Genomic DNA, 24,190 nt, shown 5'->3' with positions numbered 1-24,190 from the left:
TGGAGCCATGGGCCGCATCCGCATCCTGTCTGACCAGGTCGCCAACCAGATCGCCGCGGGCGAAGTGGTGGACCGGCCCGCCTCGGTGGTCAAAGAGCTGCTCGAAAACGCGATCGATGCTGGAGCCACGCGCATCCGCATCGAGATTGAAGGCGGGGGCCGCAAGCTCATCCGCATGACCGACAACGGTCATGGCATGGGCAGCGACGATGCCATGCTCGCCTTTGAGCGGCATGCCACCTCGAAGCTTCGTACCTCCGACGACCTCCTGCAGATCGCAACCCTGGGCTTTCGTGGCGAGGCACTGGCCTCGATCGCCTCGATCAGCCGTTTGGAACTGCTGACGCGCGCCGACGATGAACCCAGCGGCACGCGCATCGAGATCGTGGGCGGCAAGCTCACGCGGGTCGAGGACGCGGGTGGGCCCGCCGGCACCACCTTTACGATCCAGGACCTGTTCTTCAACACCCCGGCTCGGCGCAAGTTCCTCAAGTCCGAGCAGACCGAGACCTCGCACGTCACCGCACTCGTCACCCACTATGCGCTGGCGCATCCTGACCGGCACTTCGAGCTGCTCTCGAGCACGCATACCCTGCTCAACGCGCCACCCGTGGCGAAGCCCGAAGAGCGGATCTACCAGATCTTCGGCCGCGACACGCTGGATCAGTTGCTGCCCATGGCTGCAGAGCGCCCTTTTGACCATGGCGGGCTCCCGGAGCCGCCGCCGTGGAAGCGCGACGAGCACTACGAGCCGCCCACGCCGGGCCACCTGCGCCTGTCGGGCTTTACCGCCAAGCCGGAGCTGCAGAAGCTCAACCGCAACTCCATCTATGTGTTTGTGAACCAGCGGCTGATTCGCGACCGCCTCATCCTCCATGCGATCTCGGAGGCTTACCGCAATGTCATGCCGCCGACCTCTTACCCGGTGATGCTCCTGTTTCTGGAGATGCCGCCGGCCGAGGTCGACGTCAATGTGCACCCAGCCAAGACCGAGGTCAGGTTCCGGCAGCCGTCGCTGATCCACGATTTCGTGCGGGACTCGATTCGCTACACGCTGATGAAAGCGCGCCCGGCGGCCTCGTTCTTGTCCGCGCTTGGCGCCAGTCCCACGGCAAGCCAGGCGTTGATGCCGGGGCAAAGCGAGCACGAGCACCTGACCGAGATCACGCCGCCGTCCGAGTACCTGGACTCCGAACCTCCATCGGCCCAGGCGGAAGCCGGATCTGCCGGGGCCCGTTCGTTCAGCGCGGGCGCGGAGCCATTCACGCTGGCCGCGCCCATTTTGCCGGCCGAAGCTGTGCACCTGCCGTTCGCAGCGGCGGCTGCCGCGCTGTCCGCGTTCGCGGCAGGAGCCGTGGGCCACACAGGGCCAAACGGGCAGCCAGTGCTGCCGCAGCAGGCCGAAGCCGAGCCCCAGGAGAACCTGAACGCGCTTGCCTCGCTCAAGCCGCTCGGACAGCTGCGAGAAAGCTTCATCCTCGCGACAAATGACGAGGGACTCTGGATCATCGACCAGCACGTTGCCCACGAGCGGGTTCTGTTTGAGAAGATCCTGCGCGAGCGTGCTGTCGAGAAGGTGCAGCGCCAGCGCCTCCTGATGCCCCTGCTGATCGATTTGCAGCCGCATCAGATGGTGCTGTTTGCGGGGATTGCCCGCGAACTGGAGCGCAACGGGTTCGAAGCGGAGCCATTTGGCCCGCGCACCATCGCGATCAAGGCAGCCCCGATCGGCCTCGAAGGTCGCTCGCTCGAGCGCATGGTGGCCGAGGTGCTCGAGCAGGCCGAGCACGAGCAGACAGAAAACCTCGAAGCGGCACGCACGCGCATCGCCGCATCGATCGCCTGCCATGCCGCAATCAAGGTCAATATGCCGCTTGATCCCGAGCGAATGCGGTGGCTTTTGTCTGAGTTAGGTAAAACCGAGCATCCAACGAGCTGTCCGCATGGACGTCCGATCGCATTGCGGTATTCTTGGAAAGACATCCAGCGGGCGTTTCAGCGCATTTAGCTCGCTCTTTCCGTTGCATTCGACGCTGCCCAGGCAGAAACAAAGAGCTCGCTGCCCGTATTGGAGCAAGGACCTTCTTTTGACAGCACAACAGCTCCAAGACGCGCGCGCTTCGGCATGGCGCCAGCAGGGCAATGCCCTGCTCACAGCCGAGGACGCCGCAGCATGGCTCCGCGAAGCCGGCTTCACGCTTTTTCTTCCTCGTACTGCGCAGATCAAAGCTCCTGCCGCCTCGTTTGTTGAAGCCACGCTCGGCGAAAACAATGCCACGCCCAAGCCTACTGCCATTGAAAGCGCGACGCACCTGTTGCGGCGGCTCCTGGCGTCAGGCGACGTACTTGCCCTGAACCTGCTCGGCATCCCCGGCGATCAGCCGGATTTCCTGGCTACCGAGGACACCCTGCCCTTCCTGTTTGCCCTGCGTGGCGACCGGGAGTGGAAGCGCGGACCGCGCGGCAAGAGCTCTCCCCTGGTTGTGGAGGTCTGGAAGATCCTGGACCGCGACGGCGCTGTGACCTCGGAAGAGATCACCACTAAGCTTGGACGGCACCTTACCGAGTCGGCGACATTGCGCGCCATCTCCGAGCTGTGGACCGCGCTGCGCGTCGAGCCGGTGTACTCCGAGGCCGAAGGCACCCGCTGGCAGCTGCTCGAAGGCAACCACGAGAAGGCCATGACCGCAGGGTCGGCGATGGCGCAGGGCATGGCTCTGTCCGCGCTGGTTTCGCTCTACCTGCAGACGGCGGTGGCTGCAACCGGCGACGAGATCGAGGCATATCTCTCGCCCGTGGCGTCGCGTTCCCGCATTCGCGAGGCAGTGCGCGGGCTGACGGCGACACGCCAGATCAGCATTCGCAACCTGGGTGCGCATGAGCACTTCTACGTGGAAGGAACGCTGCCTGCGTTCGCAGAACCCGCGACCGCGAGCTTTGCAGAGGATCGCGAGCAGGCCCCGGCCGCTTTCACCAATGCACCTGCTCCCAGAAGCTCTCCCCTTGCCGACATGCTGCCGGAGACCGAGGCGCCTGCAGCAGTTGTCGTGCATGGCGAAGAAGGCAGCTTCCGGATCGAGGCACTTTCCGACACAGAAACCGAGCAGGAGCGCACCATCGGCGAAGGGCGCAAGCGCTTCGTGGCACAGCGCAGTGGCAGCGCCGGCGACCGGCGCGGTTTTGGCGCGCGGCCCGGAAGCGAGCGTGGTGCGGATCGAGGCGGCGAGCGCAAGAGCTACGGTGCCGGTCGATCGAGCTTTGGCGATCGTAAGCAGTCCACAAGCCGTCCGTATGGCCCCGGCAAAACCTTCGGCGGCGAGCGCAAGCCATTCACGCGCACAGCCAGTGCGGGCGGCGATGCTGCTCCGGGTGAGCAGAAGCCGTTCCATGCGCAGGAGCCGTGGAAGGAAGATCATAAGCCGTTCACCCCGCGTGAAGGTGGCCGTCCCAGCTTCACAGGTGGAGGAGATCGCAAGCCGTTCACCCCGCGTGAAGGTGGCCGTCCCAGCTTTGGTGCTGGCGACCGCAAGCCCTTTACCCCGCGTGAAGGTGGTCGTCCCAGCTTCACAGGTGGAGGGGATCGCAAGCCGTTCACCCCGCGTGAAGGTGGTCGCCCCAGCTTCGGCGGTGGGGATCGCAAACCCTTCACCCCGCGTGAAGGTGGTCGCCCGGCGTTCGGTGGTGGCGATCGCAAGCCGTTCACCCCGCGTGAAGGTGGCCGTCCCAGCCTCGGTGGTGGCGATCGCAAGCCGTTCACCCCGCGTGAAGGCGGCCGCCCCAGCTTCGGTGGTGGGGATCGCGAGCCCTTTACCCCGCGTGAAGGTGGCCGTCCCAGCTTCGGTGGTGGCGATCGCAAGCCCTTCACCCCGCGTGAAGGCGGCCGTCCCAGCTTCGGTGGTGGAGATCGCAAGCCTTTCACCCCGCGTGAAGGCGGCCGCCCCAGCTTCGGTGGTGGAGATCGCAAGCCCTTTACCCCGCGTGAAGGTGGTCGCCCCAGCTTCGGTGGTGGCGATCGCAAGCCCTTTACCCCGCGTGAAGGTGGTCGTCCCAGCTTCACAGGTGGAGGGGATCGCAAGCCCTTTACCCCCCGTGAAGGTGGTCGCCCCAGCTTCGGTGGTGGGGATCGCAAGCCCTTTACCCCGCGCGAAGGTGGCCGACCCAGCTTCGGTGGTGGCGATCGCAAGCCGTTTACCCCACGTGAAGGTGGTCGCCCGGCGTTGGGTGGTGGAGATCGCAAGCCGTTTACCCCGCGTGAAGGTGGCCGCCCCAGCTTCGGTGGTGGTGATCGCAAGCCCTTTACCCCGCGTGAAGGTGGTCGTCCCAGCTTCGGCGGTGGGGATCGCAAGCCGTTCACTCCGCGTGAAGGTGGCCGTCCGGCATTCGGTGGTGGAGATCGCAAACCCTTTACCCCGCGTGAAGGTGGTCGCCCCAGCTTCATAGGTGGAGCCAGCACTCCGCGTCGCACCGGTGCACCGGGCACGGCGCCCAAGCGCTTCTCCCCGGAAGATGGTCGCCCGGCTCGGCCCGGCGCACCCGCGGGTGCCGGCAAGCCTGGCAAGCGCCCCCGCAGCACGCCGTTTACGTCCTCCGGCAAGCCACGCGCCGGCGTTGGCGCCACCGGACGGCCCGGCCCGCGCGCAGGTCGCCCCGGCAAGCCCGCGAGCGGCCGTAAACCAGGCGCGCCGCCTCGCAAGCCAGGAGGCAAAGGTCCAAGGAAGGACGGATGACGCAGCCTTCACAAAGCTCATCATCCGCCCCCTCGGCGGATCACGCGGTTACACAAACGTCGGGAGGCACGCCTCCCGACAACCGCATCCTGGCCATTGATGGGCCGGCCGGCGCAGGAAAAAGCACGGTAGCCGCCCGGATGGCGCAACGGTTCGGGCTGCTCAAGATCGAAACCGGCGCCATGTACCGCGCATTCGCCCTCAAGGCCTTGCAGAACCACGTGGACCTGGAGGACGAGCCGGCGCTCACCCGCCTGAGTCAGCACACCCGCATCGAGCTGCTTCCAGCCGAGACCGGCAACCGCGTGCTGCTTGATGGCTCAGATGTCACTGCGCAGCTCCGCACCACGGAGATTTCAGAAGCCGCATCGCGAGTCAGCGTGCACGGCCCGATCCGGGCGTGGATGGTCGACTTACAGCAGCAGCTTGGCGCGCGCATCCCGCAGGGCATCGTCATGGAAGGCCGGGATATCGGCACCGTGGTGTTTCCGCAGGCCAGCCTCAAGATCTATCTTTCCGCAACACCAGAGGCCCGTACCGAGCGTCGTTTAGCCCAGGAGCATGCCGGGGTCCAGGGCAGCGCGGCCGATGCAGCTAACCTGCTTGAAGCCATGCGCGCGCGCGACCTGCGAGACAGCTCCCGCGCGGAGAGCCCATTGCGACCAGCGGCGGATGCGGTGGAGATCGACTCCACCCGCTTGTCGCTCGACGAGGTGATCGAGCGTGCCAGCGCCCTGGTATGCGAGCGCTGGCAGATTACTCCACAGTTGCGCTAAGCCAGCGACTACTGAGCCACCGGCACCGGCGGCTCACCCTTGGTCTCGAGGTGCCGGATGTGGCCGGACCTCTTCTCCGTGCCGGGGAGATTGCCGGTATCCGGAGGCGTCGGCGGGGTGGGTGGAGTTGGAACTGCAATCCCCTCCCCGCTGGAGCGTTGGATCCGCAGGTCGCCGTGCAGCGTTGACAACTCGATGTGCGGTCCTCCCGCTCCGACCTGGCCGGCGATCTGCTTCCTGCCGCCTTCCACGCTTTGCGTCAGCGGGAACTCTGAGGACAGTTCATCGTCTTGTCCCGTCTGCCCATGGATCGAGAAACCGACGGCTGCAGGCACCGCAAGCGTGACATCCCCTGTATTGTTCTCGATGGTGACTGTACCCAGGGGCTTCCGCCCGGTCACCGACACATCGCTGTTGCTGTCGACGATCGTCGCATCCCCACTCAGTCCGGTGACCTCGACATCCTTGGAGCGCGTCTTGAGCTTGACGCCGCCACTCGCACCATCAATCTTCAGATTGTCTGAGTCCAGCGAGAAGTGGCCGTCCATATGAGCCAGGTCCAGATCCGTGCGGTGGGAGTGAAAGCCGACCGAGCCCTTGACCGTGTCGAGCTCGGTGTCGCCCATGAAATCACCATTCAGCGTCACCCTGCCGCCGATATCGGACGCGGTCACGTCATCTGCCCAGCCCTCGATGGCAAGGTCGCTGGTGAGCGCCCGGGCATGCACATCTCCGTGATCCATCTTCAGGCGCACGGGGCCGCCGAGGCTGTCCAGTGCAACGCTGCCATGGTCCTGGTTGACGGTAAGCGCCTTGCGCAAGCCAGAGACCGACAGGTCGCCGTGATGCGTGCTGACCGTGCACGCCGCGCTGTCCGGCACCAGGACCACGAGCTTCACCTCCACGCCTGACCGCTCGGGCACGGTCACGGTTGCCGATGAACCATGCACAGCCAGTACGGGGCGGGTGTTCTGGAACGCCTTGTCCTTGTCACGATCGGCGACGTGCGCCAGTTGGTGCGCCGTGACGTGGATCCTGTCATCCGTGGATGGCGAGATCTCCACATCTCCGCGTCCATTGTCGATCGTGATTGTGCCGTTAGCCACAAACGGCTCCTCCAAGGCAACATCGTTCTCGTGGGTCTCGCCCGTGAGAGACCAGTTCCAGTTCCAGTCGGGATCCCAGTGAAAGTCATTCGATGGAACAAACGAGGCCCAGCGCCCCAGCGCGCCGGTCGCGATCAGGATCAGCACCAGGATCACCAGTCCGCCGGAACGCCGCCGACGGGGGATATAGAAGCCGCCAGGGCCGAAGCGCTCGGCAGCCCGGCGGTTGAGCGATGTGTCCAGCGTGCGTTCCAGCAGGAGCAGCACACCGATGACGATCAGCAGCAGCGGCCACCACCGGGCGTACGCCTGCCAGAAGGTCGCAAACGGCAGCGAGTTCGCCATGATCAGCAGCAGCAGGATGCCGATCAGAATCTCCGACACGGCCAGTGTGATCGAGGGGCGCCGCACCAGCGGGGCGCCGGGCACGGCGTTGTATCCCTGCAACAGAACACTGCCAAAAACGGCTTCGCAGAACCGCAGCAGGCCCGCAACGATGAGATAGAGCGGCCAGCTCTGAGCGAAGTTGAGGATGCCCCACTGCGCCAGGATGGCGGTTACAGCGAAGCAAAGCAGGAACACTGGTCCACGAATACGACGGAACAAAAAGGGGTTCATCGCGCGTCCTCCTCACCACCGTTGTTGCCGGTGCGTTGATCGCTGCTTTGATCGGTACCCCGAAGCGGCTCCGGGGCGATGCTGAGCGAACTCCTGGTAAGCGAGGTAGTGGTATGAGGAGCTGGAGGCATGGGCGGCGAGGCGGGGTGGTGCAAAGCCGGGGTCTTGGCTCTGCGGATCAGGAGCCAAACCCCGAGCAGCAGCAGCAGCACGGGCCAGCCGCGGGTAATCCACTCCACCTGCAGCACACCCAGCGTACTGAGCAGAAAGAGCAGCCCCACGATGATGAGCACGATCGCCCCGATGGGCTCACCCCGGCGAGCGGGTGGTGCCGGCTCGCCGTACGGTGTAGGCATGGGTGTGCGCGACTGCGCACCAAACGTCGGCTCGAAAGGCTGGCTGGCCGGGGCACTCACCGGGGGCACATTCCAGCCGGCTGGCCGGTCGTAAGCAGCCCCCGGAGGAGCAGCACCCGGCGCAGTCCAGGCAGCCTGGCTGAAGCCCCCCTGCGCAGCCTGTCCGGACACATTGGCGTATGGATCCGACGATGCCGTACGCGGCGCGGAAGGGTCCTCGTCCGCTGCGAGCGGACGAGTGGGGGGCGCCGTGCTGGGTCGATAGCCGCCGGCCATGGGTCCACGGTAGCCGCCCGGCGCTCCGTGGAAGCCCTGCGGACCCAGACGCTGGCTCATGTCGAGAATGCCGAAAGGGTCCGGAAGCGGGCGGCCATCCCGGCGCGCCGCGGCTGTCTGTGCTGCGTCGAAGACCTGGTAGAAGATCCACGCGGGGATCAGGATGCCGATCAGGTCAAAGTGCTCGGTGGCGCCGATCAGGACGATAAAGATCACGACGTGCAGCAGGGCTTTCACAAACTGCCCGTTGTACATGGCGCCCACGCCCGGAATGAACCCCAGCAGTGCAGCCACCACCGGCTTGGGGCGACCCGAAGCATAGGGTGGCATGGGGGCGCCGGGCTGCGCCGCATACCGTGGGGCAGCCGAAGGCGGGATGGGCGTCCAGCCCTGCGCGCTGGAGGGCGTAGCGGCGGTTTGCCCGGCAGCGGCGTTGCGTGCTTCGAGGCACGGCTCACACAGGATCAGGTTGCCCGCATGGCGGGTGCATTCAGAACAAAGAGGCTTGCCGCAGTTCTGGCAAAAGGCGGTGGCCGTGCGCTCAGGGTGATTTGCGCAATTCATAGGGTGGTCCTTTCCTCGGCCTGGGAAACAAAGTCGCTATGGGCCAGGAGCGGAGTATCCGCCGCATCGCCTTGCGCGGTTGGCGTGCCTTTGCGCACGCCCTTGTTCTTTTGGATCTGGTCCAGCTGTTGATCAGCACTCTGGCGGAGGTCCTGCACTGTGGACTCCATCTCCCGCACCAGGCGCAGATTGTCGTAAAACGCCACTACCTGCTTCTTGGTATCGAAGAAGTGCCGTGACGCAATCGCGCCAATGGAGGACGGCGCGTGGATGGCACTGCCAAGGTCGGCTGGCCGGAATCCTGAAAATGAAAGCGTCAGCCCAATCGAGAAGAAGGCCATTGCCGCGGTCATCAGCACGCGCGCTTCCCTCTGCCCGCGCACGTGCCAGCCCGGCGCCGGCATCGCCATCACGTTCCCGCCCGGCATGGCCGATCCATCGACCACGAGGGGCAGAGCGTGTTCACCGCTCAGCGAGACAGGACCGGCGGCGGGGCCGGTGCGCGCCAGGATCTTGCCCAGCAGCGCCTCCGGCACGACTGGCGGCTCCTCGTGGAGCAGCTTGGCCCAGTCCCGACCCCGGGTGGTCTCTTCAAGCAACACCCGGCACGGTTCGCAGCTCTCCGCGTGGCGGGTAAACGCCGCGGCTTCCTCCGGCGAAAGCGTGCCGTCCAGCAGGTCAACCAGTGCTGCTTCCCAGCGCATGCAATCGAGGTCTTCCGCATGTTGCGGCTCTCCCTCTTTGCCGAATACGTCCGGTTTCCGGTTCGGGTCCATCAGCTCACCTGCTTTCCCTTGCGGCTCAACACGCGCGCAAGTTCGGCTCGTCCACGGCTGATGCGCGACTTCACGGTTCCTTCCGGAACCCGCAGCACCGTAGCGATCTCTTTGTAATCCAGATCCTGCAAGTCCCGGAGGATGACAGCCTCGCGCAGCTCCGGCGAAACCTGAGCAAGGGCAGCCTGCACCTCCTGCGCCAGCTCCCGCTGCAGCACATTCTCATGCGGGCCGGGCCGCGTATCTTCCAGCCGCACGCCGCCACGTTGCTCTTCGCCTGTTTCGTCCCACCCCGCATCGAGTGAGTCCGAGGCACGCTCAAGGCGCGAGCGCCGATAGTGGTCAACCAGGTGGTTGCGGGTCATGGTGGTGACCCAGACGGTGAGTGAACCGCGCCCCGGGTCGAAGCTCTTGAGGCTGCCGTACACCTTGAGGAAGATGTCCTGGCAAAGGTCTTCCGCGTCGTGCGAGGAGTTGGTGAAGCGGTAACAGAGGCTGTAGACCCGTCCATGATGGGCGCGCACAAGCTCCGTCCAGGCGAGTGAATCGCCCTGCAGGCAGCGCCCAACCACAACGATCCAATCCTGTTCCACCTGCCCCCTCGTACCAGATGCCCCGATCACGGCTCCCACGGGAAGGTGCGCGCCCGCAGCCTGCGCCTCATGCCCGCCCATCGAGCGGCGCACCGGTACCATCGCAGGCCAAAGTTTCGCACGGATGCGCTCGCTTCTGTTCTGGGCGGACACGGAAACCGGGGGGATCGTCTCGGAGTGCACCCGGGAGACCCGGTCCGCGCCCGGAAGTACACGGGCCAGACCCAGATCCCAGTTGCCGAATGGTGAAAGTGTACCGATTGCCGCGCTCATATGCAGCTATACGCAACCGCGAGGCAAATGGTTCCCGCAACAGGAGATGGCCACCGCGGAGGGCGGTGTACCAAACGCGAGCTGCAGCATCGCGCGGGCCGCAGCATTGGCTGCTGCCGATTCTCTACTGGATGGCTGCGGGTTGCCGGGTCACAGACACGGGCGTGGCCTGCTGGCAATCCTTGCAGATTCCCAGAACATCGACCGCCAGCCGCTCCACCACAAACCCGCCCGGCAGCTCTGTCGGTGTCGCCGACAGACCCAGAAGCTCGGGGTCGATGTCGTGAATGGTTTTGCAATGCGTGCACAACAGGTGGTAATGGCGGCTGTGGTTGGTCTCGACACGCATGGAGCCGTGATGCAGGGAGACCTGCTTGAAGATGCCGGAGTCAATGAACAGATGCAGGTTCTTGTACACCGTTGCCAGTGAGATGGAAGGAATTCGCCGCTTTACGCGCGCATACACTTCCTCGGGACTGGGGTGTCCCTCGACCGAGCAAAGCACGTCGTAGATCACCTGCCGCTGGTGGGTCACTGCCAGGCCAGCCTGCTCACAGACCTTCCTGAACTGGTTTGCCTCGCTGTGTGCCATCAACTCATTAGGCTAACGGCAGCAGCAGGCAGCGTCAATCCGAAACGGGCCGCCTCGGCTCTCTGCCGATGGAGTCGAAAGGGATACACCCGCCTGTACCGCAAAGGGGCCCGCAACAGCAAACGCGCCCCCGGGGAGCGCGTCTGCCGCAATCGATGACCAATGCTGTACGAATCCTTCGCTACACCTTGACGTCCAGCATGCGGTCGAGCGCCACCTTGGCCCAGTGCTTCACATCATCCCGCACGCTGATCTGGTTGACCACGCGGCCTTCGATGAGGTTCTCCAGCACCCAGCAGAGGTGCTGCGGGCTGATCCGGAACATCGTGGTGCACAGGCAGCCGGTGTCATCGAGCGTGATGATCTTCTTGCCCTGCTCCGCGAAGCGTCGAGCCAGCCGGTTGACCAGGTGGATCTCGGTGCCGATGGCGAAGGTGGAGCCGACGGGAGCCTGCTCGACCAGCTGGATGATGCGCTCGGTGGAGCCCAGGGCATCCGCTTTCTGGCAGACCTCCCAGCGACACTCGGGATGCACCACCACCTGGATGCCGGGGTACTTGGCGCGGACCTGATCGACATGGTCGGGCAGAAAGCGCTGGTGCACGGAGCAATGCCCCTTCCAGAGGATGACCTTGGCCGCCTTCAGCCGGGCCGGGGTGAGGCCACCATTTATCTGATATGGGTCGTAGACCACCATGTCGCTCAGCGGAATGCCCATGGCATGGGCGGTGTTGCGACCCAGGTGCTGGTCTGGCAGGAACAGGATCTTCTCTGCCCGCTGGAATGCCCACTCAAAAGCCGACCGGGCATTTGATGAAGTGCAGACCAGGCCGCCGCGCTCTCCGCAGAAAGCCTTGATGGCTGCCGTGGAGTTCATATAGGTGAGCGGGAGGATGCTGCCCGGGATGACAGCCCCTGCAGGAGCACTGCCGGCAGCGAGCGACGCATCCGCCGCGCTGGACGCGGTGAGGCCGGAGGCAAGCAGCGCATCCCAGCAGTCTTCGACCTGGCCGATCTCGGCCATGTCGGCCATGGAGCAGCCTGCATTGATGTCAGGCAAAATCACCTGCTGGTCCGGACGACCCAGCACATCGGCGCTCTCTGCCATGAAATGGACGCCGCAGAAGACCAGGTACTTCGCAGCGGTTTCGGCAGCAATCTTGGACAACTTGTAGCTGTCGCCGGTGTAGTCGGCGAAGCGGATCACCTCATCGCGCTGGTAGTGGTGTCCGAGCAGAATGGCGGTTGAGCCAAGCTTTCGTCGGGCCGCGGCGATGCGGTCGTCCATCGAATGATCCGGGAGGACGAGATAGTTGTCGAGAGAGCAGGCCTCAGCCGATGTATTTTGCACAGGGGCGAGGTCGAGGACTTCTGGTACGTCTTCAATCAGTGCACTCACAGGTGGTTCCGCCTTCAGCTCGCGAGGGCGAGCGGGGATGTTGAAAGCATTTCCGGCTGCAGAGGCTTCGCGTGGATCCAAGCCCCGGGGATGTTGCCGCCTTACGTAACAGATGCAGCAGCGGGCAAGACGATACTTTGCGACGTACGCAAACTTGCGGCTGGCTCCTGTTACGAGGAGTTTAATACAGGGTCGATACCATGTGGGGCTGCCTCTCGGGCGCCTGCCGCTATCGGGTATGATCGTAGGGCGATGAACCTTGGCGAACCAATCTTCATCTTCATACTCGCGTTCATCCTGCTGGGACCCAAGAGGACGTCTGACCTGGCACGCCAGGTCGGCAAGTTAATGGCCGAGTTCCGCAAAGCCTCCAACGACTTCAAGTACCAGTTCAACGAAGAAATGCGCGTTGCCGAGCAGTTGGAGCAGCAGAAGAAGCAGGAAGCGGAGCGCGCGGCGCTGGCTGCATCCGCCGCCCCGGCCGCCCTGCCGGCAGGCTCCGACGAGAACACGATCCTGCCCCCGTTGGCCGCCGAGGTACCCGGCAGCCCTGCGGCAGCCGATGAAGCATCGGTCACGGTGCCGTACGCTATCTCGGCGATCTCGGCTACCACGGGCGAAGAGCATTCGATTGAAGACCATCCGCTCCTGCGCGTGGACGTGATTCCACCCATGGACGGCTCGCCCACAGACCAGACCTCCACCACGAGCGAAACGCCTACGGAAAACAAGCAGGAACTCCAGCAGGGCGCGCACCATGGCTGATGCCGCCGAGGCCGTAGACCGAGCCCGTACCGCCGTGACCGAGCGGGTGGAACTGCCGGGCATGAGTCTGCTCGAGCACCTGAACGAGCTGCGCAAGCGTTTCGTCCACAGCATCGTCGCCCTGGTGCTTGGCTTTTTTGTCGCCTACGGCTTTCACGAGCGCATTTTCGTCTTCATGCAGCAGCCCATTACGGTCGCGCTGAAGCGGCACCACCTCGATACGCAACTGGTGTACCACAACCCAGTCGACGGCTTTAACCTCTACCTCAAGCTGTCGTTCATGGTCGGGGCGATCCTGGCAGCGCCGTACATCCTGTTCCAGATCTGGCTGTTTATCTCGCCGGGGCTCTACAAGCATGAGCGCCGCTACGTCTGGCCGTTCATGCTGGCCACGGTTTCGCTGTTTTTTGGCGGCGCGTTCTTCGGGTACCGGTTTGTGTTTCCCGGCTCGCTCGATTTCCTGCTCTCCTACAGCGACAAGTTCCGGCCACTGATCGAGATCAACGAGTACACAGGGCTGTTTCTCACGGTGATCCTGGGCCTGGGCGCCACCTTTGAGCTGCCCATCCTGGTGATGTTTCTTTCGCTGTTCGGCATCGTGAGTCCGCGATTCCTCTGGACCAACATCCGCTACGCGATCCTGATCATCTTTGTGATCGCGGCGATCATCACCCCGACACCGGACATTATCATGATGTGCCTGTTCGCTTCGCCCATGCTGGTGCTCTACCTGGTCAGTATCGGCGTGTCGTACATGGTGCACCCGGGACGTCGCCGTCGCGCGCTGGACTCGGCCGCCAAGTAGTACCCGGTTCTCAGGAGGATCGTTCGCATGCTGTGTGTCAATGGGAAAGTGCTGAAGCGGGTGCGTTCGAGCGCGTTGGCGTTGCTGGTTGGGCTGGGCGCGGGCTGCATCGCTCTGCCGGCACAAACGACCACGCCGCACGCAACGTTTGACGGAGCCAAGGCACTGGCCTACACCCACAGCTTTGTGACCGAGACGGGCCCGCGCTTCAACGGGAGCCCGGGGCTGGCAAAGGCGCAGAGCTTTCTCAAAAGCTACTTCGCCAAGGACCAGCTGCAGGACGACACCTTTACCTCCACCACGCCGGCCGGCCCGCAGCTGATGCATAACTTCATCGTGCGATTTCCTGGCAAGCGTGACGGGGTGATCGTGCTGGCTACGCACTACGAGACCAACTACTGGCTCAGGGACATTCCGTTTGTGGGCGCCAACGACGGCGGCGCCACGACCGGTCTGCTGATGCAGATCGCAAGCGACCTCCGCGCACACCCGCCCCAGGGCATGAGCGTCTGGCTGGTGTTCTTCGATGGCGAGGAGTCGGTGGGCTCGCAGTGGACCGACGCTGACTCGCTCTATGGCTCGCGGCATCTCGCGGCCAAGTGGCAGGCGGATGGCACGCTGAGCAAGGTCAAGGCATTCCTGCTGACTGACATGATCGGCGACAAGAGCCTCGACATCCAGCGCGATACCAACTCCACCCCATGGCTCGTCGACACGGTGCAGAAAGCCGCGGGCCAGACCGGCAATGGCGCGTACTTCTTCAAGGAAACCAACACCGTCAGCGATGATCACATGCCGTTTGTGAAGCGCGGCGTGCCCTGCGTCGACATCATCGACATCGACTATGGCCCGAATGACAGCTATCACCACACCGCCCAGGACACCCTGGACAAGCTCAGCGCGCACAGCCTCACAATCTCAGGCACGGTGATCGAGCAGACCATCCGGCTGCTCGACAATGGCGCGTCATCCGGCAGTCCTGCTGGCACACGCTAGTGGAACGCTGGACGCATCTGCAATTTGCCGGGGCGTCTCTCGGCTTCTGGCTGAGCTTCCACGCGGTAGTGGCCGTATTGTTGCTGGTCGATCTCCTGATCCTGGGCCGCGCCAAGGAGGCGAGCCGGCAGTCAGGCGTGCGGCGTGCCTGGGCCTGGACGGCGGTGCTTGCGGCGGTAGCTTTCCTGTTCGCCATCTCCGTTTCCAAGCAGCAGGGACACCAGAGAGCCATCGAGTTCGTTTCGGGATACCTCGTCGAGGGGTCTCTCTCGATCGACAACCTGTTCGTGTTTCTGCTGTTGTTTCGGTCGCTGCGGCTTACGGTTGAAGACCAGCGGCGCGTGCTGCTGTGGGGCGTGCTGGGCGCGATCGTGTTGCGGGCGATGTGCATCTTCGCCGGCGTGGCGCTGCTGGAGCGCTTCACTTGGGTTGAGTATGTTTTCGGCGCGATCCTGCTGTACGCCGGAATCCGGTTGCTTAAGGCAAAGCATGGAGACCAGGGAGATCACCAGCAGCCAGGCCCGATCAAGTGGCTGCGGCGCCGGATTGACCAGAGCGACAGCGGGGTTTTGGAAGGCTCGGCGTTTCTGCTGCTGGTCATCGCGGTCGAGGCGACCGACCTGCTGTTCGCGCTCGATTCGATCCCGGCGGTGCTGGCCATCACGCGCGACACCTTCATCGTGTACACGTCCAACATCTTCGCGATCCTGGGATTGCGTTCGCTGTACTTTGGCCTGGCAGGCATGCTGGACCGGCTCCGCCTCCTGCATTACGGCCTGGCCGTGATCCTGATTTTTGTGGCGGCCAAGATGCTACTGGTGCGCTGGATTGAAGTGCCGGCGTCGATCTCGCTGCTGGTGATCCTGGTGATCCTGGGCGTCTTCGCCGCGGCATCCTTCCGACCTGTGGCGCACCCGCCGCGCGGCTGAACAGCTACACGCCGGTCTTGAGACGGCAGGCACGCGCGGATATGGGAACAGCAGCAACCGGCTTGCGGCCCTTGCATACTTAACTCAACAACCGGAAGCGACGCTGCTAGCGCCAGGCTTGACTGCTCTGCACAATGTCGCGCGCCTTCAGAAGCGGGATGCCGGTGGCCTGCGACAGAACGCGCATAGAGTCGATCTTGCTCAGGCCGCCGTTTCGCAGAAAGCGCAGCACGCTTTCATGATCATCGCCGATCTGCAACATGGCTTCCGCCTGTTGGGCGAGCGCCTGCTGCTCAGGGAACTTCCATCCGCTTTCCAACTCAGAACCTCCGGCGCTCAAGCGCCCTACCTGCAGTCGTTCGTTTACAGCACTCGCTCCGCAAAGCGCACGGGCTCGTCACCCACACACACGGAGTGCTTCGAGAAGTTCTGATCGTCCCGCTGCGGAAAATCGTTGCGGAAGTGCGCGCCCCGGCTTTCTTCCCTGGCAAGAGCGGCACGGGTAATCAGCCGGGCAAGCACGAGCAGGTTGGCCAGCTCGGTCGCTTCGCGGCTCGACGAGGCGTCAATCGGGCGCGCACGCAGGGCGAGTTCATCGATACAGGTGAGCGCGCGGTTGAGTCCGGCGGCATCGCGCAGCAACCCGGCGTCCCGCCACATCTCGGCCTGCAGGGTGCGCCGAATGGAGGCGATGGAGGCAGCGTCCGGGCGCAGCGGGTCAGCACTGGCCTGGACTCCGCCGCTGGCCTGGACTCCGCCGCTGGCCGGCGCAACGTGCGTTAGGTCGAGAGGCGGCTCGGCCAGCATGGCTTCCGCCGCGCGCGCCCCGAATACCAGCCCTTCGAGCAGCGAGTTGCTGGCCAGGCGATTCGCACCATGGACCCCGGTGCAGGCCACCTCGCCGGCGGCAAACAGCCCGGGCAGCGTGGTGCGTCCGTGCCGATCCGTTTCCACGCCGCCCATCAGGTAGTGCGCGGCTGGTCGGACCGGAATCAGGTCGCGGCTGAGCAGAAGCCCGTAGCGGGCGAGGAACGCCGAGATGCCGGGAAACCGGGCCGCGAGTTCAAGCTCAGGCTGCGCCTGGGCGAGATGCCGCAGGTCCAGATAAACGGGCCGACCAACTCCCGGGGGTCCGCCCGCGGGGGATGGAAGCGGCATGCCTTCGCGCGTGATCGCCCTCGCCACCACATCCCGCGGAGCGAGCTCCAGGAGGGGGTGGTAGCGCTCCATGAAGCGCTCGCCCTGATCGTTGCGGAGCCAGGCACCTTCGCCGCGCAGCGCCTCGGACAACAGGAAGCGGGGCGCGCCCGCGAGCGAAAAGGCGGTGGGGTGGAACTGATAGAACTCCATGTCGGCGATGGCGGCCCCGGCACGCCAGGCCGCCGCAATGCCGTCGCCGGTCGCGACCGATGGGTTGGTGGTGTCGCTGTACACCTCGCCTGCGCCACCGCTCGCGAGCAGAACGGCCCGGGCCAGAACGGTGAGGCGGGCTCCATCGCGATGCAGCAGGCGAACGCCGATGACCCGGCCATGATCGTTCTGTACAAGGTCGGTGCAGGTACACCAGTCCATCAGTTCGATGGCCGGCTCGGTTTGTGCACGGGCCAGCAGCGCCCGGCCGATCTCGGCGCCGGTGGCATCGCCATTGGCATGCAGGATGCGGTGACGGCTGTGCGCCCCTTCGCGTGTTCGCTGGAGCTCGCCCGTGGCCGCGCTGCGGTCGAAACTGGTTCCCCACTGCAACAACTCCCCGACGCGGGGTGGGCCTTCGGCGACCAGGATCTCCGCGGCTTCGCGATCCACCAGGCCATCTCCGGCAGAGCGGGTGTCGGCCCAGTGCTCGGCGATGTCGTCGGCACCGCTCATCGCGACGGCGATGCCGCCCTGCGCGTAGCTGGTGTTGGATTCCCCGAGCTGCTCCTTGGTGATGGCGAGCACGCGGCCATGCCCGGCCAGAGTAATGGCCGCGCGCAGACCGGCGATGCCGGCACCGATGACAAGAAAGTCGACTTCTTTGGTCTCAACCATAGAGAAAGGGATACGGCTCAGCGAGGCAGCTTCGGGGGTCACGCCAGCCGGGTTTGCATCGGAGGATCGGCCCATAGCTTTTAGAGCTCCGAGAGTGTGCGCAGGGTGCAGGGTACGATGAAAGCAGCATGCGCACGATACCGGTAGACACCCCTTCCGCCCACTACAAAGTGTATGTGGGCCCGGCCTTGTTGCCTACTCTGGCACGGCGCGTCGCCCCGTACACCCGAGGCCGCGTCTTTGTACTGACCTCGCCGCCTGTCTGGGCGCTTTGGGGAGAGCGGTTTCTCGCGTCGTTCCGCCAGACACACAAGCCCGAGCAACAGCCTACGATCCTGTTCCTGCCGCCCGGTGAGCAGGCGAAACGACTTTCCGAAGTGGAACGGCTGCTGGAAGAGCTCGCGCGCGCGGGGGCCGACCGGTCTGCGCTGCTGATTGCGTTTGGCGGCGGCATCGTGGGCGATGTTGGCGGCTTTCTGGCGGCGATCTACATGCGCGGGCTCCCCTACGTGCAGGTGCCGACGACGCTGCTCGCGCAGGTGGACTCGTCGGTTGGCGGCAAGACCGGCGCAAACCTGGCTGCCGGCAAGAACCTGGTGGGTGCGTTTCACCATCCGCAGGCCGTGTTTGCCGATGTGGACCTGCTGCAGACGCTGCCGTCCAACGAGCTGCGCGCGGGGTTGATGGAGAGCGTCAAGGCCGGCATCATCCGTGATCCGAAACTGTTCCGGTTGCTGGAGCGGCGTGTTGGCGACCTGCTCGCCGCCGCGCCGGACCCTGCGCTATTGACCGAGGTGGTCGCGCGCTCGGTTGCCATGAAGGCCGGGGTCGTGGGCGCTGATGAGCGCGAAGGCGGCCTGCGCATGATCCTGAACCTCGGCCACACCATCGGCCATGCCATCGAGGCGGTCACGCGCTACCGCGTCCTGCTGCATGGAGAAGCCGTGGGCTGGGGCATGCTGGTGGCCATCCGGATCGCCGCCGCACGCGGACTGATGCGGGTTGACGAGCAGAACCGCGCGACGGCGCTGATCCACGCGTGTGGTCCACTGCCCGGCTTTAAGGCAAAAGCAGCCCAGTTGCTGGAAGCCGCTGGTCGGGACAAGAAGAACGCTGGCAGCACGCGCCGATTTGTTCTGCCGACGGGTATCGGCGGGGCCGTGATCGTGGAAGACGTGGGCGACCAGGAACTGCTGGAAGCCGTGGAAGCGGTGCTGGCGCTCGTTGCGGACGCGCTTCGCGGCGGTCCAGCGCGGGGCGGCTCCGATGCTTCCGCTGTGAGCGCACCGACGAAGCCGAAGAAGCCTGCCGCCGCACCAGTCCCGGGCAAACCCCACGTGCGCAGCAGCCGTGTCGGGGTCCGTCCATGAGCCGGGCTTTGAGCGGGGCAAAGTCGAACACGGGCGCACGGCCACAGGGGGCCGCGAGCGAGCAGGATGCCGCGGCGGCGGTGCAGGCGATGTTTGACGCGATCGCTCCCCGCTACGACCTGCTGAACCACGTGCTCTCACTTAACATTGACCGGCTTTGGTGGTGGCGCACGGCGCGGCGGTTCCGCACGGTGCTGCGGCGCGGTGACGCGCGGGTCCTGGACCTGTGCTGCGGCACCGGCGATATGACCATGGCACTGCTGCGGCATCGCCCGAAGGGAGCAGTGCCGGTGCTGGCGGCCGATTTCTCGCACGGCATGCTGGTGCGCGGAGCCCGCAAGTTCACCCGCCATGGCGCCGTCGCGATCGAGGCAGATGCGATGCAACTGCCCCTTGCGGATGGCTCGCTCGACCTGCTCACCACGGCATTCGGCTTCCGCAACCTCCGCAACTACCAGGCAGGGCTGGCCGAGTTCTATCGCGTGCTTGCGCCCGGCGGCCAGCTCGGCATCCTGGACTTCGCGGAGCCCGGAGGCTTGCTTGGCGCGCTCTATCGCTTCTACTTCCGGCATGTGCTGCCCAGGATCGGAACCCGCATTTCGGGTGCGAGCGGTCCGTATGCCTACCTGCCGGCCTCGGTAGGCGGGTTCCCCGCGCCTCCCGCGCTGATGCAGCAGATGCGCGAGATCGGCTTCGGCGAGGTCACCTGGACACGCTACAGCTTTGGGATCGCCGGGCTGTACGTGGCGCGCAAGCCGCGCGCATAAGCGCTCGGCAGCGCAGGTTCCAAATCTCTCTCATGCACCTGGCAGCCGCGCCGGGGCAACGCCAGTGCTTGACGCCGTTCGTGCGACGCGGCGTGGTCCGCACCTCCAACGGGAACGACCCGGGTATACCTTAGGGAGATGAGTGCGCAGCTGACAGCACCGGGTGCGGCGGAAAAAGCCAGGCAACTTGCCAGCCGGCAGGCCAGCCACGACAAGGCTGCGGTCGCCATGCTGTCGGCGCTTGCCGCCCTGGTGGTGACGCTGCTGAAGCTCACCACGGGCCTGCTCAGCGGTTCGCTCGGCGTGCTTTCCGATGCGGCGCATTCCGGCCTGGATCTTGTCGGGGCCGGGCTCACCTATATGTCGGTGCAGATCGCCGACAAGCCTGCCGACGAAGACCACCCGTATGGGCACGCCAAGGTCGAAAACCTTTCCGCATTCGTGGAAGTGTTCCTGATGCTTGCGTCCTCGGTCTGGATCGGGGCGGAAGCGATCGAGCGCATGCTGCGCCACAAGACCGGGGTACGCGACGTGGGCTGGCCCATGGCCGTCCTGTTGCTTTCAATTGGCGTAGACCTGTGGCGGTCCCGCTCGTTGAAAGCGGTGGCACTCCGCACCAAGAGCGCAGCGCTTGAGGCCGACGCGGCACACTTTTCCTCCGACATTTGGGCCAGCGCGGCCGTTCTGCTGGGTCTTGCGCTTTCGTGGGGCGGCATCCGCTTCCACGTGCCGTCGCTGCGCTATGCCGACTCCGTCACCGCGTTGCTGGTCTCGCTGATGATCCTGCTGTTTGCGTGGAACGTGGGTCGCCGCACGGTGAGCACGCTGGTGGACGCGACCCCCCGCGATACACGCAGGCATGTGCTGCACGAAGTGCGGCAGGTGGATGGCGTGCTTGCCGTGGATCAGGCGCGGATGCGCAGCGCGGGCGGCTCGCACTTTGCCGACCTGACGCTGTCGATGTCTCGCCAGCTCACCTTTCAACGCACGGAGCAGCTGGTAAAGGAGGCCACCGCAGCGGTACAGCGTGTGCTTCCGGATGCCGACGTGGTGATCCGCACGGTACCCCGCGAGACACAGACCGAGAGCATCTTCGACCGGGTGCGCGCCGTGGCGCTGCGCAACAACGTGGTGTTGCACGATGTGTCGGTGCAGACGTATGGCGAGGGCTTCCGGATCGAGCAGCACATCGAGGTGGACGAGGATCTGCCACTGCTGCAGGCACACAGCTTTGTGCGGCGGATCGAGGACGAGATCTGCACCGAACTGCCCCGCGTGCTGAGTGTTCTGACACATATTGAGAGCGAGCCGGCAACGATCGAAAAGCCGGAGATGCGTGCCCAGGACGTCGCCATGGAAGAGCAGTTGCGCCATGCCGCGGCGCTGCTACCTGAAATACTCGACGTGCACGAGGTGGTGGTTCGCCGGATGGGCGATCGCTTCCAGCTTTCGTGCCACTGCACCATGCCGGACAATCTCGCGATGCACCGGGTGCACCAGGTCATGACCGTGCTCGAGGATCGTTTCAAGAGTGACTGTCCCGAGGTCGATCGGGTGCTGATTCACCCCGAGCCGGTGACCGATAACCACCATCACTAAACAAGGACAGGAACCGACAGGCAATGAAAGCAAGTGCGGAGTGGCTGGGCGATACGCAGTACAAAGGCCGGAGCGAAAGCAATCACACCCTGCTGTTTGACACCGATGCAGCCCACACCCAGGGGCCCTCGCCGATGGAGGCAGTGCTGACCGCGCTGTGTGCCTGCACCTCGGTCGATGTGGTGGGTATTCTTGCGAAGAAGCGGCAGCCGCTCGGCTCGCTGCTGGTAAGTGCGGAGGCAGAGCAGGCCAGCGAAGCGCCACGCGTTTTCACCAGGATTCACGTGACCTACACGGTGGGTGCTCCGCAGCATGGCGTGATGCCCAGCCGCAAGGCCGTGGAGGATGCGGTGGCGCTCTCGAAGGAGAAGTACTGCTCCGTTTCGATCATGCTTCAGGAGGCGGTTGAGATCACCTCGTCGATCGCGTATCTCGATCCACCCGAAGATGAGCTGGCTGACGAAGCAAGCGCCGACGAGGGTGGCGGCGGCGATTGATCGCTTACTTCCGCTTCGCGCTGATCGCCATGCTGCTGGCCGTGATCGCGGGCGTCTCGGCGATTGTGACGATGCAGTTTGCGGTGCATCGCGCCGAGGTGGCGGTGCCCGACCTGAAAGGCCTGTCGCTGGACGCTGCCATCAGCAAGGCTGCGGAGCGCGGTCTGGACGTATCAGTGACGGAGCGGTTCTACTCGACGGCACTGCCGGCCGGGCGCGTGCTGCTGCAAACACCCGGCGCCGGTGCGAGTGTTCGCCGCGGCTGGAACCTTGCGGTCGCGGAGAGCCTGGGTGCGCAGAAGATCGCCATTCCTGACGTGGTGGGCAAGAGCGAGCGCGATGCGCTGCTGTTGATCCGGCAGCAGGGGTTGGAGCTGGGCGCGGTGGCCCACCTGCCCGATGCACGCGTGCCGCCCGGCAGCGTGCTGGCCCAGGACCCCGCCCCGGAGGCAAAAGGCGCGGAACGGCCAAGCATGAGCCTGCTGGTCGCAGCGCCGCAACCGGCAGATGCGCCCGCCTGGGTCATGCCGGACGAGCAGGGGAAGCCCTACGCTGAGGCAGCCGAGGCGCTGAGCAAAGCCGGTCTGCAGGTGGAAAGCGCTGCGGGCGCGCCACCCGGTGCGCAGATCACGCTGAGCCCGGCGACTGCCGCGGGCACAGTGGTGGTGCAGGCTCCGCCTGCCGGCGCGCGGATCGATGCGAGCACGCACGTGGTGTTGTGGGTAGCCGGCGGCAGTGCGCCGGGCAGTTCGCCCGGGACTGCCGCGGCCGTCGTCACGGCTGGCACGCCCGGGCGCTGAGCCCTGGGGTTCCGGGCTTCGCTTACAACTGAAGAACCAACCTAGGCGATGGTGAGCAGCGCAGCAAAGAAGCCGTCACAGGGGTGCACGCCCGGGATGGTGCGCAGGTAATTTCCGCTCAGGGCTGTCTCCAGCAGGCGGGCATGACCGGCTTCGTGCAATCTGCCGAGTTGAAGCAGCTCATCCAGTGCTGCGGAGATGGGCAGGACCTCTGCGCCGGGCACACTGGCCAGCACAGCCGCGACGACCTGCTCGTTCTCCTCCGCTTCAAGCGAACAGGTGGAGTACACAAGGCGGCCACCCGGGCGCAGTGCCCGCAGGGCAGCCGAGAGGATCGAGCGCTGGCGCTCAGCCTGCCGGCCCAGCGCCTCCTCGTCGAGCCGGTGGCGGATCTCGGGATTGCGCGCGAGCGTGCCGGTGCCGGAGCACGGCACATCGCAGAGAATCGTATCGAAGTTCTTGTCCGGCACCACCATGGAAGCGTCGCCCGCGACGAAGCGCACCTGCTCGCGGCCATCCGCGTTCCACGGCAAACGGCGCTGCATGATGCGGAGGCGTGGCGCGCTGACATCCATGGCCGTGATCGTGGCGTCGGCGTTGCGCTCGGCGAGGATCGCGGTTTTGCCGCCGGGAGCGGCGCAGGCATCGAGAATGTTGGATCCACCCTGCAGCGCGGCGAGTTCGCCTACGAGTTGGGAAGCTTCGTCCTGTATCCGCGTGCCGGCTATGGCGGCGGGGTCACCCCGGAGCACGTGGCGCACCATGGTCAGAAAAGCTCCCGGCTCGGTGGAGGTGTGGCTGCTCGGCTCCGTACCTGCTGGTAGCAACGAGGCAGCCGGCGACTCGGCACGTTCTGACGAGGTGTCGCTCTCTGTCTCGGCCGGCAGAGCATGGCCCGGTTCGGGAGTAGCATCCGATATCAGCGAAAGATCCGCTGGCGTCGGCAGCACGGCTTCACTCTGCACCGGAGTGCCTGCCGCGCCTGCCTGGAGCATGCGGATGGAGGCCGGCGGCGGCTGCTGCCCGAAAGCGCAGACGGCCTGGGCTGCGCTCGGGCCGAAGCGCTGCGTCCAGCGGCTCACCAGCCACCTGGGGTAAGCGGCCGCGGGATCAGTTCTTAGGCTGCGCAGGGTAAGCTGCTCTCGCTGGATGCGCCGCAGCACGGCGTTGGTGAGGCTCGCCATCTGTGTCCCATCGGCCTGCTTGGCGAGCTCCACGCTCTCGTTGATGGCGGCATGCGGCGGGATGCGATCCAGGAATAACAGCTGGTAGACGCCCAGGCGCAAGGCGATGATCACGCCGAAATGCATGTCGGACTCGGGATAGCGAAGGCGCGCCGCGATCTCGCGGTCCAGCACGAGCTGCCAGCGCAGCACTCCACGCACCAGTTCGGTTGCGAGGTCCCGATCCTGGCGCGAAAGAGCCTCTACGCGCGGGGAGCGAAGCTGGTCATCGGAGTGCGCGGTGCCCCGCTCCACGGCGAGCAGCACGTGCGCTGCGGCGATACGGGCGGGCGCGATCAGCGACGGCTTGGCAGGGCCGGGCGCGGAGGAAGACAAAGGAGACTGTTCAGGCATG

21 protein-coding genes are annotated in these 24,190 nt (G+C 65.2%); 12 read left to right on the top strand and 9 right to left on the bottom strand.

Going from position 1 to position 24,190, the window contains the following annotated elements:
* Positions 1-7 precede the first annotated feature (7 nt).
* The 3 genes from mutL (at position 8) to cmk (ending at position 5,503) form a co-directional block, all read left to right on the top strand.
* Positions 8-2,008 carry a DNA mismatch repair endonuclease MutL gene (gene mutL, locus D1Y84_RS10590; RefSeq protein WP_124848472.1) on the top strand — a complete coding sequence of 667 codons (2,001 nt, stop codon included), beginning with the start codon at positions 8-10 and terminating at the stop codon, positions 2,006-2,008.
* Positions 2,009-2,087: 79 nt separating this feature from the next.
* On the top strand, positions 2,088-4,727 hold the full coding sequence (locus D1Y84_RS10585; RefSeq protein ID WP_124848471.1) for a hypothetical protein: 2,640 nt from the start codon (positions 2,088-2,090) through the stop codon (positions 4,725-4,727).
* Positions 4,724-5,503, top strand: a complete 780-nt coding sequence (gene cmk / locus D1Y84_RS10580) for a (d)CMP kinase (protein WP_124848470.1) — start codon at positions 4,724-4,726, stop codon at positions 5,501-5,503. The genes D1Y84_RS10585 and cmk overlap by 4 nt, the downstream gene beginning before the upstream one ends.
* Positions 5,504-5,511: 8 nt before the next feature.
* On the opposite strand, the gene D1Y84_RS10575 is transcribed toward cmk, so the two are convergent.
* From D1Y84_RS10575 to nadA, 6 genes are all read right to left on the bottom strand, one after another.
* The gene (locus tag D1Y84_RS10575; protein WP_124848469.1) at positions 5,512-7,227 is read right to left on the bottom strand and encodes a DUF4097 family beta strand repeat-containing protein; all 1,716 of its coding nucleotides are present in this window, start codon (positions 7,225-7,227) and stop codon (positions 5,512-5,514) included.
* Entirely contained in the window at positions 7,224-8,423 is a 1,200-nt protein-coding gene (locus tag D1Y84_RS10570) for a B-box zinc finger protein (RefSeq protein WP_124848468.1), read from the bottom strand. Before D1Y84_RS10570 ends, D1Y84_RS10575 begins: the two co-directional genes overlap by 4 nt.
* Positions 8,420-9,199 carry an anti-sigma factor gene (locus tag D1Y84_RS10565; protein WP_124848467.1) on the bottom strand — a complete coding sequence of 260 codons (780 nt, stop codon included), beginning with the start codon at positions 9,197-9,199 and terminating at the stop codon, positions 8,420-8,422. Before D1Y84_RS10565 ends, D1Y84_RS10570 begins: the two co-directional genes overlap by 4 nt.
* Complete coding sequence (locus D1Y84_RS10560; protein WP_233581339.1) at positions 9,199-10,065, bottom strand: RNA polymerase sigma factor; 867 nt, start codon at positions 10,063-10,065, stop codon at positions 9,199-9,201. The genes D1Y84_RS10565 and D1Y84_RS10560 overlap by 1 nt, the downstream gene beginning before the upstream one ends.
* Positions 10,066-10,189: 124 nt before the next feature.
* Positions 10,190-10,657 carry a Fur family transcriptional regulator gene (locus tag D1Y84_RS10555; RefSeq protein WP_124848466.1) on the bottom strand — a complete coding sequence of 156 codons (468 nt, stop codon included), beginning with the start codon at positions 10,655-10,657 and terminating at the stop codon, positions 10,190-10,192.
* Positions 10,658-10,838: 181 nt separating this feature from the next.
* Positions 10,839-12,056, bottom strand: a complete 1,218-nt coding sequence (gene nadA, locus D1Y84_RS10550; protein ID WP_124848465.1) for a quinolinate synthase NadA — start codon at positions 12,054-12,056, stop codon at positions 10,839-10,841.
* 252 nt (positions 12,057-12,308) lie between these two features.
* Here nadA and D1Y84_RS17940 point away from each other — a divergent pair, with 252 nt between their 5' ends.
* From D1Y84_RS17940 to D1Y84_RS10530, 4 genes are read left to right on the top strand one after another with little or no spacing between them, the layout of a single operon-like run.
* Positions 12,309-12,821: a twin-arginine translocase TatA/TatE family subunit gene (locus D1Y84_RS17940; RefSeq protein WP_158615425.1), complete on the top strand. Its 513-nt coding sequence runs from the start codon at positions 12,309-12,311 to the stop codon at positions 12,819-12,821.
* Complete coding sequence (gene tatC, locus D1Y84_RS10540) at positions 12,814-13,626, top strand: twin-arginine translocase subunit TatC (protein WP_124848463.1); 813 nt, start codon at positions 12,814-12,816, stop codon at positions 13,624-13,626. The genes D1Y84_RS17940 and tatC overlap by 8 nt, the downstream gene beginning before the upstream one ends.
* A gap of 27 nt (positions 13,627-13,653) precedes the next feature.
* On the top strand, positions 13,654-14,622 hold the full coding sequence (locus tag D1Y84_RS10535; RefSeq protein ID WP_124848462.1) for a M28 family peptidase: 969 nt from the start codon (positions 13,654-13,656) through the stop codon (positions 14,620-14,622).
* Positions 14,622-15,551, top strand: coding sequence for a TerC/Alx family metal homeostasis membrane protein (locus D1Y84_RS10530; RefSeq protein WP_233581338.1), 930 nt, complete (start codon positions 14,622-14,624; stop codon positions 15,549-15,551). The genes D1Y84_RS10535 and D1Y84_RS10530 overlap by 1 nt, the downstream gene beginning before the upstream one ends.
* Positions 15,552-15,657: 106 nt before the next feature.
* On the opposite strand, the gene D1Y84_RS17935 is transcribed toward D1Y84_RS10530, so the two are convergent.
* Positions 15,658-15,813 carry a hypothetical protein gene (locus tag D1Y84_RS17935; RefSeq protein WP_158615424.1) on the bottom strand — a complete coding sequence of 52 codons (156 nt, stop codon included), beginning with the start codon at positions 15,811-15,813 and terminating at the stop codon, positions 15,658-15,660.
* 101 nt (positions 15,814-15,914) lie between these two features.
* The gene (nadB, locus tag D1Y84_RS10525; protein ID WP_370245756.1) at positions 15,915-17,654 is read right to left on the bottom strand and encodes an L-aspartate oxidase; all 1,740 of its coding nucleotides are present in this window, start codon (positions 17,652-17,654) and stop codon (positions 15,915-15,917) included.
* A gap of 53 nt (positions 17,655-17,707) precedes the next feature.
* Between nadB and aroB the strand changes: the two genes are divergently transcribed.
* The 5 genes from aroB to D1Y84_RS10500 all read left to right on the top strand — a co-directional run bounded on the left by aroB (position 17,708) and on the right by D1Y84_RS10500 (position 22,612).
* Positions 17,708-18,949, top strand: coding sequence for a 3-dehydroquinate synthase (gene aroB, locus D1Y84_RS10520; protein ID WP_124848461.1), 1,242 nt, complete (start codon positions 17,708-17,710; stop codon positions 18,947-18,949).
* An 8-nt stretch (positions 18,950-18,957) separates the two neighbouring features.
* A complete protein-coding gene (locus tag D1Y84_RS10515) occupies positions 18,958-19,716 on the top strand; it encodes a ubiquinone/menaquinone biosynthesis methyltransferase (protein WP_370245755.1) in 759 nt (252 codons plus the stop codon).
* A 138-nt stretch (positions 19,717-19,854) separates the two neighbouring features.
* A complete protein-coding gene (locus tag D1Y84_RS10510) occupies positions 19,855-21,315 on the top strand; it encodes a cation-efflux pump (protein WP_124848459.1) in 1,461 nt (486 codons plus the stop codon).
* A gap of 23 nt (positions 21,316-21,338) precedes the next feature.
* Positions 21,339-21,812, top strand: a complete 474-nt coding sequence (locus D1Y84_RS10505; RefSeq protein WP_124848458.1) for an OsmC family protein — start codon at positions 21,339-21,341, stop codon at positions 21,810-21,812.
* The gene (locus D1Y84_RS10500) at positions 21,809-22,612 is read left to right on the top strand and encodes a PASTA domain-containing protein (RefSeq protein ID WP_124848457.1); all 804 of its coding nucleotides are present in this window, start codon (positions 21,809-21,811) and stop codon (positions 22,610-22,612) included. The genes D1Y84_RS10505 and D1Y84_RS10500 overlap by 4 nt, the downstream gene beginning before the upstream one ends.
* 41 nt (positions 22,613-22,653) lie before the next feature.
* Here the strand turns inward: D1Y84_RS10500 and D1Y84_RS10495 are convergent, their stop codons facing one another.
* Positions 22,654-24,189: a transcription antitermination factor NusB gene (locus D1Y84_RS10495; RefSeq protein ID WP_158615423.1), complete on the bottom strand. Its 1,536-nt coding sequence runs from the start codon at positions 24,187-24,189 to the stop codon at positions 22,654-22,656.
* Position 24,190: the final 1 nt, after the last annotated feature.

It is taken from the genome of Acidipila sp. EB88, from assembly GCF_003858395.1.
GTDB lineage: Bacteria > Acidobacteriota > Terriglobia > Terriglobales > Acidobacteriaceae > EB88.
Note: the sequence above shows the minus strand (reverse complement) of the source record. Positions and strands in the feature narration are given on the sequence as shown.

Bases quoted from the DNA above. Each gene is read 5' to 3' on its own strand.
- D1Y84_RS17935 (WP_158615424.1), bottom strand. From the start codon at position 15,813: ATGTTGCAGATCGGCGATGATCATGAAAGCGTGCTGCGCTTTCTGCGA.
- cmk (WP_124848470.1), top strand. From the start codon at position 4,724: ATGACGCAGCCTTCACAAAGCTCATCATCCGCCCCCTCGGCGGATCAC.
- D1Y84_RS10555 (WP_124848466.1), bottom strand. From the start codon at position 10,657: ATGGCACACAGCGAGGCAAACCAGTTCAGGAAGGTCTGTGAGCAGGCT.
- mutL (WP_124848472.1), top strand. From the start codon at position 8: ATGGGCCGCATCCGCATCCTGTCTGACCAGGTCGCCAACCAGATCGCC.
- D1Y84_RS10575 (WP_124848469.1), bottom strand. From the start codon at position 7,227: ATGAACCCCTTTTTGTTCCGTCGTATTCGTGGACCAGTGTTCCTGCTT.
- D1Y84_RS10535 (WP_124848462.1), top strand. From the start codon at position 13,654: ATGCTGTGTGTCAATGGGAAAGTGCTGAAGCGGGTGCGTTCGAGCGCG.
- aroB (WP_124848461.1), top strand. From the start codon at position 17,708: ATGCGCACGATACCGGTAGACACCCCTTCCGCCCACTACAAAGTGTAT.
- D1Y84_RS10505 (WP_124848458.1), top strand. From the start codon at position 21,339: ATGAAAGCAAGTGCGGAGTGGCTGGGCGATACGCAGTACAAAGGCCGG.
- D1Y84_RS10570 (WP_124848468.1), bottom strand. From the start codon at position 8,423: ATGAATTGCGCAAATCACCCTGAGCGCACGGCCACCGCCTTTTGCCAG.
- nadB (WP_370245756.1), bottom strand. From the start codon at position 17,654: ATGGGCCGATCCTCCGATGCAAACCCGGCTGGCGTGACCCCCGAAGCT.
- D1Y84_RS10560 (WP_233581339.1), bottom strand. From the start codon at position 10,065: ATGAGCGCGGCAATCGGTACACTTTCACCATTCGGCAACTGGGATCTG.
- D1Y84_RS10510 (WP_124848459.1), top strand. From the start codon at position 19,855: ATGAGTGCGCAGCTGACAGCACCGGGTGCGGCGGAAAAAGCCAGGCAA.
- D1Y84_RS10495 (WP_158615423.1), bottom strand. From the start codon at position 24,189: ATGCCTGAACAGTCTCCTTTGTCTTCCTCCGCGCCCGGCCCTGCCAAG.
- tatC (WP_124848463.1), top strand. From the start codon at position 12,814: ATGGCTGATGCCGCCGAGGCCGTAGACCGAGCCCGTACCGCCGTGACC.
- D1Y84_RS10565 (WP_124848467.1), bottom strand. From the start codon at position 9,199: ATGGACCCGAACCGGAAACCGGACGTATTCGGCAAAGAGGGAGAGCCG.
- D1Y84_RS17940 (WP_158615425.1), top strand. From the start codon at position 12,309: ATGAACCTTGGCGAACCAATCTTCATCTTCATACTCGCGTTCATCCTG.